Annotated in this window: 8 protein-coding genes; 1 reads left to right on the top strand and 7 read right to left on the bottom strand. The window is 68.2% G+C overall.

Annotated features, from left to right (window positions below; all coding sequences use genetic code 11):
- Positions 1-36: 36 nt before the first annotated feature.
- Positions 37-1,068: a LacI family DNA-binding transcriptional regulator gene (locus tag U5709_RS04130; RefSeq protein WP_321970501.1), complete on the top strand. Its 1,032-nt coding sequence runs from the start codon at positions 37-39 to the stop codon at positions 1,066-1,068.
- 250 nt (positions 1,069-1,318) lie between these two features.
- Here U5709_RS04130 and U5709_RS04135 read toward each other — a convergent pair whose 3' ends face one another.
- The 7 genes from U5709_RS04135 to U5709_RS04165 form a co-directional block, all read right to left on the bottom strand.
- Positions 1,319-2,038: an ECF transporter S component gene (locus tag U5709_RS04135; protein WP_321970502.1), complete on the bottom strand. Its 720-nt coding sequence runs from the start codon at positions 2,036-2,038 to the stop codon at positions 1,319-1,321.
- A gap of 9 nt (positions 2,039-2,047) precedes the next feature.
- Positions 2,048-3,490, bottom strand: a complete 1,443-nt coding sequence (locus U5709_RS04140; RefSeq protein ID WP_321972855.1) for an ABC transporter ATP-binding protein — start codon at positions 3,488-3,490, stop codon at positions 2,048-2,050.
- Positions 3,490-4,359 carry an energy-coupling factor transporter transmembrane component T gene (locus U5709_RS04145; RefSeq protein ID WP_321970504.1) on the bottom strand — a complete coding sequence of 290 codons (870 nt, stop codon included), beginning with the start codon at positions 4,357-4,359 and terminating at the stop codon, positions 3,490-3,492. Before U5709_RS04145 ends, U5709_RS04140 begins: the two co-directional genes overlap by 1 nt.
- A 246-nt stretch (positions 4,360-4,605) precedes the next feature.
- Positions 4,606-5,805, bottom strand: coding sequence for a DUF4430 domain-containing protein (locus U5709_RS04150; protein WP_321972856.1), 1,200 nt, complete (start codon positions 5,803-5,805; stop codon positions 4,606-4,608).
- On the bottom strand, positions 5,805-9,611 hold the full coding sequence (locus tag U5709_RS04155; protein ID WP_321972857.1) for a DUF4430 domain-containing protein: 3,807 nt from the start codon (positions 9,609-9,611) through the stop codon (positions 5,805-5,807). Before U5709_RS04155 ends, U5709_RS04150 begins: the two co-directional genes overlap by 1 nt.
- Positions 9,612-10,457: 846 nt before the next feature.
- The gene (locus U5709_RS04160; RefSeq protein WP_321972858.1) at positions 10,458-12,125 is read right to left on the bottom strand and encodes an NAD(P)/FAD-dependent oxidoreductase; all 1,668 of its coding nucleotides are present in this window, start codon (positions 12,123-12,125) and stop codon (positions 10,458-10,460) included.
- Positions 12,125-13,270, bottom strand: a complete 1,146-nt coding sequence (locus U5709_RS04165; protein ID WP_321972859.1) for an NAD(P)/FAD-dependent oxidoreductase — start codon at positions 13,268-13,270, stop codon at positions 12,125-12,127. Before U5709_RS04165 ends, U5709_RS04160 begins: the two co-directional genes overlap by 1 nt.
- Positions 13,271-13,274 lie beyond the last annotated feature (4 nt).

A 13,274-nucleotide genomic window follows, 5' to 3' on the forward strand; every position in this document is an offset into this window, starting at 1 on the left:
ACTAGTCGGAAATTCGCGGATTGGAGAGGTGCCAGGATGTCAAAAGTGACTGCGCGAGACGTGGCGAAGGCGGCTGGCGTGAGCCCGGCGACCGTGTCGCTGGTGTTCCGCAACAAGCCCGGCGTGGGCAACGATACCCGCGAGCGGGTGTTCTCTGTGGCGCGCGAGCTGGGGTTCGAGTACTCGGTGCCCGACACGCCGCGCAAGACGAGCACGCTTCTGCTCATCGTGTACAAGTCGCACGGGCGGGTGCTCGCCGACACGTCGTTCTTCGAGAGCCTGATCAAGGGCGTCTCGGACGCGACGTACGCGCAGGGCTACCACCGGCTCTCGGTCTCGTACTTCTACGCGCAGCAGGACCGCGAAGAGCAGCTCGCGGCGCTCAAGTCCGTCAAGTGCGCGGGCATCATCTTGCTGGCCACCGAGATGCGCGCGGGCGACGTGGCGCAGTTCGAGCGACTCGGGGTGCCCATCGTGCTTCTTGACAACTGGTTTCCCACCAAGCGACTGGACAGCGTCGTTATCGACAACACGCGCGGGGCATGGTCGGCCGTGCGTTACCTGGCCAACATCGGGCACCGCGAGATCGGCTACCTGCACAGCTCGACCGAGATCCGCAACTTCCTGGAGCGGCGCGAGGGCTACCTCTCGGCGGCGCGCAGCATCGACCCCGACGTCAACTCCGTGCACGCCATCGTGGGCGTGGGGCCGACGCTCGAGAGCGCGTACTCGGACATGAGCGCGTATTTGGACAACGACCCGTACTTGCCCACAGCGTTCTATGCGGACAACGACGTTATCGCCATGAGCTGCATGCGCGCGCTGCAGGACCACGGGTATCGCGTGCCGGAGGACATCTCGGTGATGGGGTTCGACGACGGGGTGGCGTCCGCCTCATGCAACCCGCCGCTGACCACGATGCGCGTGCCCAAGGCCAGCATGGGCGCGCTCGCGGTGCGCAGGCTCGTGGATCACATCCAGGGCAAGACCGGCGACGAGGTGGTGCGCATCGCCGTTTTGCCCGAGATTGTGCAGCGCGAGAGCGTGGGCAAGCCGCCTGAGGAGTAGCGGCGGGGCCGCCCCCTCTGTCCGCAAAGGGACGATCGCCCGAAATCGGGATGCTCGTTAAACTCGGGCGACTTTTCCGGGACTAAATTTGGATTCGGCGAGTAGACGGGGCTCGATTGGTTGCAAAGCCGCAGGTAGATGAATTGCTCGTATAAGGGATACTCTGGGTTTTCGCATTTAGTCCCGGAAAAGTCGCGCGAAATGTTTTTGCGTCGGCGAAGGGCACCGAAACGATCGCGCGTGACGGCCCTCAGCGGGTCGAAAGGTCGTATTTGGCAACGACGCGGCGGATGGCGCGCCCCCAGGGCTTCCATATTGCGGCGAGGAAGGCCGCGGTGGCCACGCCGTGGACCACATCGAGGGGTGCCCCGGCCGCATAAGCCGCGACGATGGCCGGCCAGGTCACCGGGCGCACGAATCCGAGCACGTAATAGCCGTTGAGGATGGCGCCGTACATCAACGCCGAGACAAACCCCCACGCGTAAAGGACGCCGCGGCGGTGCAGCGCTCCGTGGTCGGCGAGGACGCCGCCGAGGTAGCCGACAAGCCCCCACGCATACATCTGCCAGGGCGTCCATGACCCTTGGCCAAAGAAGAAGTTCGAGACGAGGGCGGCAACGGAGCCGACGACGAAGCCAGAGCGGCGACCCAGCGCCGCACCGGCCACGATCGCGATAGCCGAGACGGGTTTGACGTCGGGAATCGGCGCGAAGAGGACGCGGCCCGCGGCAGCCGTCGCCCCGAGCACCGCAGTGGGCATGAGCTGGCGCAGCGGCGGGCGCGACGCCTCGAAGCTCGCGAAGAGGAGCCCCACGGCGAGCAGGGCCACGAGCAGCGTGAGGCCGGCCGTGGCGTCGAGGCCCGCGGCGGCCGTGGCCACCATCACGACGGGCACCGCAAGGAGCGCCGGCACCTCAAGGGCCGACAAAATGCGCGGAACAAGGGGTTTTACGAGGGGTTTATTGCTCATCGACGCACCTTAGGGCCGGTAGAGCCACGAGTCGGCGAAGAACTCCGCCGCGGGCTGGGTGCAGGTGAGCTGACCGTCGAACATAAGGCTCACACGGTCGGCCACGGCCTCGACGAAGGCCATGTCGTGCGTGGTGAGAAGCACCGTCGCGCCGGCGTCGCGAGCTCGCAGGATGGCGCGGGCGACCCAGGCGCGCGCATCGTCGTCCAGGCCCTTCGTCGGTTCGTCGAGCAAAAGGAGCCGCGGCCGGCAGAGCAGCAGCTTCTGCAGCGCGAGCATCTGTTGCTGGCCGCCGGAAAGATCGTAGGGGTGTCGAGCGGCGGCATCGGCGAGGCCGAGCTCAGCCAGCGCGGCGTCGACCTCGGCGTCCCCGTAACCGGCGCCTCTCCCCCACTCGAAAAGCTCGTCGCGCACCGTTTGACAGGCAAGAATCGCCTTGGGCGACTGCGGGAGCAGCGCCTGCGACGCAGCGAGGGCGTTTTTCACGCGGCCCTTCTGCGGCCTGGCCACGCCGGCCAAAAGCGAGAGCAGCGTCGACTTCCCGCAGCCGTTGCCGCCCGCGAGCGCGCGCACCTCTCCACAAACGAGCCGCAGGTCAAGCCCGCGAAGCACCCAATCGCAGTCGCGTCCGTGGCGAAACCACAGCTCGCGCGCTTCGACGGCGGCGGAAGCGGACAAGGGAACTGTCCCTTTGTCCACGGCGAGGGGTCGCGGGGCGGCGAGGGGGCCGGTCGCGACCTCGCGGACAGCGCCGGCCTCGAGGCGGAAGGCGCAGGTGGCATAGGCGCACATGGGGGCGGGCGCGTGCGTGGCCACGACGACGGTGATGCCGAGCTCGCGGTTCGCGCGGAAAAGCAGGCCGAGGAACTCCTTCTCGGCGATGGGGTCGAGCATGCTTGTGGGCTCGTCGAGCAGCAGCACGCGCGGCCGCATGGCGAGCGTGGCGGCGAGGGCGAGCATCTGGCGCTGGCCGCCGGAAAGCTCGGCCGTCTGTGCGCGGAACCACGGCTCCATGCCGAAGAAATTGCAGGTCTCGGCCACGCGGCGGCGCATCTCGGGCTCGGGAACGCCGAGGTTCTCGAGGCCGAAAGCCATCTCGTGCCACACGGTGTCGCAGACGATCTGCGCGTCGGGGCTCTGGAAGACGTAGCCGACGGCGCGGGCGGACTCGACGGGAGAGAGGTCCGAGGCGTCGCGGCCAAGCACGCGAATCTGGCCCGCGCGCTCCCCCGCCGGGGCGAGCTCGGGCTTGGCGAGGCGCAACAACGTGGACTTGCCGGAACCGGTTGCGCCGGTGAGCAGGGCAAACGCGCCTTCGGGCACGGCGAGCGACGCGCCGTCGAGGATGCGGGGCGCCGGCGCCGCGGCAAGGCCAGAGGCGGCCTTCTCGCCGCCCGCGCCGCTTGCCGCATACGCGAAGCTCACGTTGTCGAATTCGAGTACCGCGCCCATCAAAGTCTCCTCCAGCGAAGCCGCTCGGCCGCCGCAGCGACCGTCGGCACAAACATAAGCGCAGCGTAGGGCACGTATCCCCACCAGGCTATAAGCGAAGGCATCGTGGGATAGAACCGCCACTGCGAGCATGCCGCCCAGGCAAGAAACGCACACGCCGCGAGCGCGAGCGCAATGCCGCAGAGCGCCGCTGCGTCGGACTCCCGCAGCGCATCCGGCCGGTAACTCGTGCGGCGCGCGCCCGACTCCCAGCCGCGCGCCCGCATCGCGTCGGCGCGCTCGAGCGAGTCCTCGAGCGCCCAGCCCATGAGCTGGCCCGACTCGCGCGTGAGCCGCTCGCGAAGGCCGGGCCGCGGGCCGGCCGCGCTGCAGGCCGCAAGCGACGCCTCGACCCCGCGGCCTCGCCGCAGCATCTGGGGCATGAGCTGCGCAGCCATGGAAATGACGAGCGAGATGGACGCCGCGCGGCCTTGCCCGAGGCCGAGCAACCGGTCCTGCGTGAGCACTGCCGACGCGTCCTCGAACCACACGACCACGGCGACCATGAGCGCCCCCATCACGGCGCCGTATGCAAAGCTCTCGAGGTAGACGGCCACGGGCCCCAGGCGCAGAAGCAGCGTGGACCCCGACGCCGAGAAGAGCGGATTCGCCACGCACACGAGCGCGAGCATCGGCAACTGCCAGGCAAGCCCCCGCGCCGTCGCTCGCGCGCCGCGCACGAGCGCCGAGAACGTGAGCGCCCCTACGAGCGAGATTGTCACCAGCACCGGCTGCACGCAGAACATCGTGAGCATCAGGATGCCCGCGAACAGGGCCGCGGGCACCGACACGTGGCACGCGTCAAACGGTATGTGTGCGATACGTCTCAAACCGCGGCTCCGGTTTCCATGGCAGGGCCTGTCTTTGTGTGGCGCAGGGGTCATTTTACTGGCGTTTTGGGGCCTCCGCGGACGTGGTCGGCGATGCCGCCTCCTCAAATGAGGGGTTTTGCGCCCTCCAATTAGGCCGCGGGACGCAAAACCCTTAAATTCAGGAGAATCTATTCCTGCTTTTGAGGGTTTTGCGTTCCGGCGTCAAACACGGCGACGCAAAACCCTCAAATCGAGGAGCGGCGGCTAGTATTCCACGTTGGCGTACCACCAGTAGATGGAGTCGCCATCCGAAAGGACGTAGCTCGAGCAGGAGACGCCGGCGGTGACGCCGTTGACGGAGTACATCCAGCCGCTCATGCTGCCGTGGTCCTTCTCGGCGAGGCCTGCGATGGAGCTCACGTACATGCCGTAGCCGGTCGATTTGGCGTTGTAGTCGACGCCGGCGCTGGCCAGCGCGTCGTAGACGGTCGCGCCCGGCTCAAGCGTGAGCGTGGCCGAGCTGCTGCCGGCGCCCGCCGCGGAGCCGTCGACGGTGATGGTCACGGTAACCGTGTCGGCCTGCTGCGCGGACGCCGCGTCCGCGGACACGGCACCGGAATCGTCGGCACTTAAGCTGTTGCCCTCGTCGCCCGTGACGTTGCCGTCGTCGCCCGACACCGAGGACTTGGACGAGACCTCATCGCCGTTCTCGTCGACGACGCGGTTCGTCGCCTTGGTCTCGGTGAGGACCTCTCCGTCCGCGGTCTTGCTCGCGATGACGGGGACCTCGGCCGCGTCGGGAAGCGACGGTGCCTCGCCGCCCGTTTGCGCAAAGGCAACGGAGCCCAGCTCAGCGAAGGCGTTGCCGCTGATGGCATACCCGGAAGCGCTGGAAAGAAGCGCCGCGGTGTCGCCAGAGGCCGGCGCGCCCTCGCAGGCGAAGCGCACGACCATGCGCACGGCCCCGTTGGCGTCCTCGGAGATCCACGTAACCTGCTTGAAGCCGACGCCCTGCCCGTTTGCCCACGTCGCGAGCGCCGCGGCGCGGCGGGCGGTGGCCTCGACCATCGCGGCCGCGCCGTCGGTCGTGGCCTGCTCGATCCAGATGCCGCCATCGGAGATGACGGCGACGACGCGGTCGGACGCGACCGAGACGTCCGCGCCATCGAAGGAGAGGGTCGCAGCAGCCGCGCAGACGTCGTCGGCGGTGACCGTGATCGTGGTCGTCGTCGCGGCCGCGTCCGAGGCGGTGGTTATCTGCGGCGCCCCGTCATCGGTCTCGGCGACCGTCTGGAACGCCGAGCTGCCAAGAAACGCGAGCGGATCGTTGCCCTGCGTGTATTGCCAGGCCGACCAGCCGCAAAACGCCACGGCCACGGCGGCCACGGCGCCGACGATGGGACGCCAGATGGGGGCTTTGGCGGTTGCCGGCTCATTGACCTGCGGCTCGTTAAAATCTGCCATTACTGCTCGTCCTCCATCTTGCGCTTCGTGGCCACAACGGCGACAAGCGCGACCGCACCGGCGCCCATGCCGATGAAGGGCCAGATGGGAACACCGCGCGGGGCGGCGGGCTGGGCGGCCTCAGCCGTGGCAGCCCCGGATGCCGAGGAGCCCGCGTCGTCGGAAGCCGTCGAGCTCATCTCGCCAGAGGCGAAGCCGACGAGCAACCCCTCGAACGTCTCCGCTGCGGTGGCGGAGGACTCGACCGTCGTCGCGGAGCTCGACTTGAGTGCGCCCGCAAGCGTCGCCGAGGAGCTCCCGGAGCCCTTGGCCGATCCGTTGGCCGATCCGTTGCCGGTAAGGAAGATCGAGCCGGCCGTGCTGTCAGCGCCGCCGCTGTCCGAGCCGGCACCGGCACCGGAATCCGTACCGCCAGCGCCGCCGCCCGGCGTGGCGCCGCCCTTGGCCTCCCACTTGGCCGTCAGCGTCATGTCGCAGGTCACGCCGGAGGCGAAATCCCAGGCCTTCGTGCACGCGGTATCGGCGTACCAGCCGCAGAACCTGTAGCCGGCGCGCACAGGATCGGCGGGCTTGGTCGCCGTCGAGCCCTCCTTGACCTTCTGCGGCGCCGGGGTCTCGCCCGTGCCGCCGTTGAGGTCGAACGACACGATGTAGCGCTGGGCCCTCTTGCCGTTGCCCTTGACGGCAAAGAGCTTGCCGGAGTCGTTGGTGTAGTAGAGCGCGCCGTCGGAGCCCACGGCGATGGACGCCATGCAGTACTGCTGGCCTTCGGCCTCGGGCGTGTAGAGAACCTCGGCCTCATCGTCGCCCAAGCAATAGCGATAGATGCAGCCGGGCTCGTTGTTGGAAGTGAAGTACACGTAGGTCTCGCCGTCCTGGACGCTCACGACCGGCTGGGACTTCACGTCGCCGCCCGCATCGTAGCCGTACTGACGGATGTAGCTGCCGTCGGCCTTGTCGACGGTCTTCTCAACGGTCATGGTCGCCGCGTCGATAACGGCGATCTGGCCGTAGTGGTACTCGTAGTTGCCCTGGTAGCCGCCCTTGAAGAACTCGGTCGAGGAGCCGCCGACGATGATCTTGCCGCCCGCGAGCACGGGCGTGGAGGTGGAGCTGTAACCGAACCGCGTGCTGGCGACCTCGGAAAGCTTGCCTTCCGAGCCGAGCGTGAGCTTATGGAGCACGCCGTCATTGCTCACCACGTAGATGTCAGAGCCGTCGACGAGCGTGGTCGCGCGCACGCGGTCGGCCACCTTGAGCGTCGAGACGACGTCGCCCGTCGCCGGGTCCAGCACGCTGACCGTGCCGGAATCGTCGGCCACCACGCCGTAGCCGCCCGCGAAGGCCACACCCGTCCAGTAGTAGCCGGCACTGTTCTCGTTGGCGCGGCTCCACATGACGTGTCCGTCCGAGAGGCGAACGCACTGCAGGTAGCCGCCGTAGGTACCCGACCAATCGGCGTCGGAGGTGCCGAAGTAGGCGTAACCGTCGCGTACGGTGAGCGACGAGAGGGACTGTTGCGCGCCCATGGTGCCGGCGGCGACGGCCGGGGTGACCCACTTAGTGGCCAGGGTATCGGCCGTGAGCGCCTGGAGGCGTCCGGACGAAAGCGGCACGATGATCAGGCCGTCGGCGTAGGCGATGCGCGAGGTCGAGTCGATCTTCTCGGCAAGAGCCGCGGTTCCGCCCTCGACGGTCTCGCCTGTCTCGACGCTCTTCTTGTAGAGCGCGCTGCCGGCGGCGATGTAGAGATAATCGCCCGCGAGCACGGGATCGGAGACGTAGGTAGTCCAGTCGCTCGACTTCTTGACCTCGGCGACCCACTTGGCCTCGGCGTCCTTGGTCGGCGTGGCGGCGTCGGTCACCTTATCGGCCGAGGTGTAGCCCGACCAATCGCTGTCCCAGTCGGGAGCGGCGGCGCCGGGATCGACAATCACGCCGGAGGCGGGGTCATCGCCGTAGGAGCAATAGACCCACTGGACACTGTCGCCGTCCTTGAGGGTGATGCCGTCGGCCATGGACGCCGCGGACACGCCGTTAACGAAGAGCTGCCAGTAAAGCCAGTTGCCGCTCGCATCCTGCGCGGTGCCGAGGGTCATCGAGGCGTCAAACGGCGAGGTCACGGAGTTGAGGCTCCAGCCGTAGCCCCCGTCGCCGTAGCTCGCGGCGACGGGGGTGCTCTTGAAGAACGCCTCGGTAAGCTCGGCCGCGGTCGCGCCGGCCTCGAACTTCCATCCGGACAGGGCTCCCCAGCGGGCGGCGTTTCCGTTCTCATCCAGGCCGATGAGCTCGATGGAGGCGACGGCGTTCTTGGCGCCGGGCTCGGGGACCTCGTCGCCGTAGCAGCTGTACGCCCAGACGATTCTGTCGCCCGGCTGCAGGGTGTAGCCGTCGGCCATCGTGCTGGAGGCCTCGCCGTTGATGAAGAGCTGCCAGTACTGGCCAGTAGTCTGGTCGTACGCGTAGGTGATGCCGTCGTGGGTGATGGAGTTCAGGCTCCAGCCCCAGGTACTCTGGCCGTAGTCGGCGGTGATGCCGGCACTGGCAAAGAGGGCCTCGGACGCGTCAGCCACCGTGGCCTCGCCGCGCTGGAAGGAGTACTCGAAAAGCGAGCCCCAGCTCTCGGCCATGTTGTAGAAGTCAAGGCCGATCACCTCGACGGAGGCCTTGGCCACGGCCGTGTCGCCCCATGCGGAGTAGACGAGCTGGATGCGGTCGCCAGCAGCGAGCGTGACCCCGCCGGCGCCCACCTCGGAGCACTTTCCGTTCAAAAAGAGCTGCCAGAACTTGCCCGTGGTGGCATCCCAGCCATAGGTCACGCCGTCGCGGGTGATGCTGGAGAGGTAGTAGCTGGCCGCGCCCTTGCCGGAGGCCTCGTGCTCAAGGCCGGCGCCGTCCAGGACCTGCTCGATGGCGTCGGCGGCGGTGGCGCCGTCAACGAACTCGTAGTTGGCGCTCGAGACCCAACGGGACTCGCCGCCGCTGGCGTCGGGGCCAACGATGCTCACGGAGGCGCTCTGAGTGACGACGTCATACGACGAGTAGTACAAAAGAACGGAAGTGCCGGCAGAAAGCGACACGGAGCTGGCGCCGACCTGCGAGGCCTCGCCGTCGACGAAGAGCTGCCAGTACTTGCCGGTAACCGCGTCATATTCCAGCTTGCGGCCGTCCTTGAAAGTAATGTCGCTCAGATAGTAGCCATACGTGGTGTCATAGGTGGACGTGTGCGTAAGGCCGGCATCGGTCAGCGCGGTCTCAATCAGGTCGGCTGCGTTGGAGCCCCTCTCCACCTGGTAGGTCTTGGTGATCCAGGCCTCGTCAGCGCCATCAGCGGTGATGCCGATCAGCTGGAAGCTCACGGAAACCATGGAGTCGCTGGAGACGACCTGAAGATCATTTTCGCCCTCGGTGGCGACAGGCGCCACGGCGACGGACTCATCGGCAACGGACAGGGCCGCAGGCTCGTCGGAACCCTCGGCGGCCTTCTCGGCATCGGCGGCGGAGACGGGGGCGGTGGCCTGCGGGGCCTCGGTGGTCTCGAGCTCGGCGGCCTCGGGCTCGGCGGACTCGAGAACCTCGGGCTGCGCAGCCTCGGCGGCCACCTCGGTCTTCTCGGCATTGGCGGTCGTCTCGGCGCCCTGCTCCCCCTCGGCGGGGTCGACGTCGGCTGCGGCCTCTACGGGCGCCGTCTCGTTAAGCGCCTCGACAGCCTCCGCGAGCGCCGCGGTAGGCACCGACGAGAACGCGGTGACGCCGGCCAGCAGCAGTGCGAGCAAGCGCTCTGCCAGCGGTTTATTTGATTTCATGAACCCTGCGCTCCTCTCCCCTTCCGGGACTCAAGGAGGGCAGGTAGGATCGGCGGGGTGCGCCCCCGCCATTGCCCCGCGAGACGCGCAGATGCGCCGCCGCGCGCGGGCGAGCCTTGAACACAGTCATTCAACTGATCCGGAGTTGAACCGGAATCCTTTTTCTCTACTAGGCGTAGCAGCTGTTCGAACCGTGCCCTCGTTTTATTCAACTGGGTAGATAGTCTAGCAGCTCACACTCAGGCAGCTGACGAAATCGCAGCTTTTCCGGCATGTTTTCGCTTTAAGAAACAGCCCGCGAGCTTGCGGGCAAGATCGGGGGCAACCAACATGTTCGGTTGGACTTCGGGTCCCCGAGCAGAGCCGCGCCGCAGAGAAAGCGCGCAAGTTGGTGCGTGCAGGCGGCGGAGGCCTGCCAGTGGTGACTGGCTCGGGCGGCATGCGCGTGGGCGCAGCGAGGGAGGCCGCGCGCCATGAGGCCGGCGACCCGGGACCCGGGACGATGTACGGCCCGCGCCTGTCACCAATGGCGAGCCGGGCATGTGGCGACGGGGACCTGCCACCAATGACCGTCACCCATGGCGACCAAAGCATACCCTCGGCCCCGTACGCGTCACTTGCCTCACAAACTCACGCATTTGAGTGTCTTGCGGAGAATGGGGTGAGTAGGCATGCCCTTAGAGACGCTGTTTTCCTGCAGGAACGGAAGCGAATAGACGTTGTCTACTCCGCGGATGCCGATTAAGGCACACAAATGCTGAAGTTTGTGCGGCAATGCGGCACACGAGGCGGCAAACGCCACCGGAAACGCCCCTCCAACCCCGCGGATTCCGCGGGTTGAGGCGGTTAGGCGCGGTCGCCGAGCGAGTCGATGAGCTTCTGGGCGGCAAGAAGGCCGTCGGTCGCCGCGGACATGATTCCGCCGGCGTAGCCTGCGCCCTCGCCGACGGGCCAAAGGCCCCGCACGTTCACGCTCTGGCCGTCGTCGCTGCGGGTCACGCGCACAGGCGAGCTGGAACGCGTCTCCACGCCCGTGAGCACCGCGTCGTCGGCATCGAATCCGTGCAGCTTGTACGCCATGCGCGGGATGGCGTCGCGCAGCGTCTGGGTGATGTAGGGCGGCAGGCACCCGTCAACGCTGCCCCAGGCCACGCCGCGCGGGTAGGTCGGCGCGACCGCGCCGCCCGCCGTGCTGGCCTGCTCGCGAAGAAAATCGCCCACGAGCTGGGCCGGCGCCACGAAGTCGCCGCCACCCGCGGCAAAGGCCGCCCGCTCGCAACGACGCTGCAGCTCGATGCCGGCGAGCACGTCGTCGCCCGGAAGGTCGTCGGGGAACACGTTGGCAAGAAGGCCCGAGTTGGCGTTGGCGCCCGCGCGGTCGGAATAGCTCATGCCGTTGGTCACCACGCCGCCCGGCTCAGAGGCCGCCGAGACCACGAACCCGCCCGGGCACATGCAGAAACTGAAGGCGGAGCGGCCGCTCGGCAGGTGCTCGGAAAACTTGTACGGCGCGGCTCCGAGCGCGGGGTTGCCGGCGCCGGGACCGTAGAGCGCGCGGTCCACATTGGCCTGCAGATGCTCGATGCGCACGCCCATGGCGAAGGTCTTTCGCTCCATGGACACGTCGCGGTCGCGCAGCATCTCGAAGACGTCGCGCGCCGAATGCCCGGTGGCAAGAACCACGTCGGAGGCGGCGACGCGCTCCTCTCGCTCGGCGCCGTCCGCATCCTGGGAGAGCAGCGTCACGCCGGCGATGCGGCCGTCGGACACGTCGATGCCGGTCATGCGGCAACGGGTGCGGACCTCGCCGCCGGCCTCCTCGATTTGGCGCAGGATGTTCGTGACGACGCCCGGCAGCACGTCGGAGCCCACGTGGGGCTTTGCGTCCCACAGGATCTGGCGCTGCGCGCCCGCCTCGACGAACGTCTTCAGAATGAGCCGGTGAGCAGGGCTTTTGGTGCCCGTCTGGAGCTTGCCGTCCGAGAACGTGCCCGCGCCGCCGACGCCGAACTGGATGTTTGACTGCGCGTCGAGCACGCCCGTCTGGTTGTGGGCGGCCACGATCTGCCCGCGGCGGGTCGCGTCGTCGCCGCGCTCCACGAGCAGCGGCCTCAAGCCGGCGCGCGCGAGCGAAAGCGCACAGAAAAGGCCCGCGCAACCCGCGCCGACCACAACGGGCCGCAGGTCAGGACGGGTAAGAACGAGTCCAGGGAACGTGAACCCGTCGGGTTCGGCCACCTTCACGCCCTTGTCGGCATGGGCGCGGGCGAGCTTGCCGAGGACCGCGCTCTCGGCGTCCTTCCCGCCCTTGAGCTCCACGTACAGCGTGAAGGTAACGATGATGTCGTTCTTCTTGCGGGCGTCGATGGAGCGGCGGCGGCGCTCGATGCGCGCGACGTCGGCCGGGCGCACGCGCAGCTTCTTGGCGGCGGCGCGCTTGAGCACAGAGAGCTCCGTCGCGTCGCGGCCGTCGAGCTGCGCGAGCCTCACGCGGATGTTGGACACCTCGAGCATCAGTTTTTGTCCTTTCTTGCCAAGAGAGCATACTCGGCGGCCGCGCTACCTGCGACGATGCCGCTTTTCCACGCCCAGGCGAGGTTGAAGCCGCCGCAATCGGCGTCCACGTCGAGCGCCTCTCCGCACGCGAAGAGGCCAGGGCGCTCGCATGCCCCGAGGGTCGCCGGGTCGAACTGGCTGGCAAGAAGCCCACCACGCTTGACCTGCGCTTTATTTGTTTCCGCAAGGCCCTCGACGCGGAAGTCGAGAGCAGTCGCGCGAGCCAGCGCGTCCTTACCCAGCGCCCGGGCGACCTGCGGGTCGAGCACGCCTTCCGGCACCAGGCCCGCGAGCTTCTCGGCGCCCATGCCGCAGGTCAGGTCCAGCCGGATGACGTCGCCCGCCTCGACGCGACGCGAGAAATCGAACATCACGATGCCCGAGAGCCCCCAGGAGCGAAAGAGCACCTCGCCGTCCTCGGCAAAGACCTCGCGGCCGCCGCGCAGAAGCGCCGCATGCGCGCGGGCACGGCGGCCGTCGACCGCCGCTAGGTCAAAGCCGGCATCCACCGGCCGCGCCGCCACAGGACACAGCACCGGCGAGAAGGGCCGCGCCTCGAGCCCGAAGCCGCCCACCAGCTCCGCTCCCCCGCCGCAGGCGATCACCGTCGCGGCGGCGCGCGGCAGCTCTCCCAGGCTCGCCGCCTCGCGCCCGCACGCCAGCACGACGCCCGCTCGGCGCGCCCGCGCGAGCAGCAGGTTCCGCACGCTCGCCGCTTGCAAAGACATCGGGTAGAGCCGGCCCGAATCGCTCACCCATGCCATGCCGCACCCGCGCCAAAACGCGAGCACGTCGGCGAGCCATGCATCGGCCAGGCCGCAAACACCCTGCACGAACTGCGGGTTGTTGCAGCGCGCCGCATCAAGGTTCTCATGAGCGAAGTTGCAGCGGCCGTTGCCCGTGGCCAAGATCTTGCGCCCGCACTCGAGCTCACGCTCGAACACGACGACGCTCGCGCCCGCTTCCGCGGCGCACACCGCGGCCACAAGCCCCGCCGCGCCGCCGCCCACGACGACGACGTCGCAACGCTCCGGCACCTGCACCGCCGCCGCGGCCGCGGCCAGTGCTTCTCGCTGCTTTGCCCTCGAGACCTTCTTCGCCATCGGG

Origin of the sequence: Paratractidigestivibacter sp., assembly GCF_963660155.1 — a bacterium.
Classification (GTDB): domain Bacteria; phylum Actinomycetota; class Coriobacteriia; order Coriobacteriales; family Atopobiaceae; genus Paratractidigestivibacter.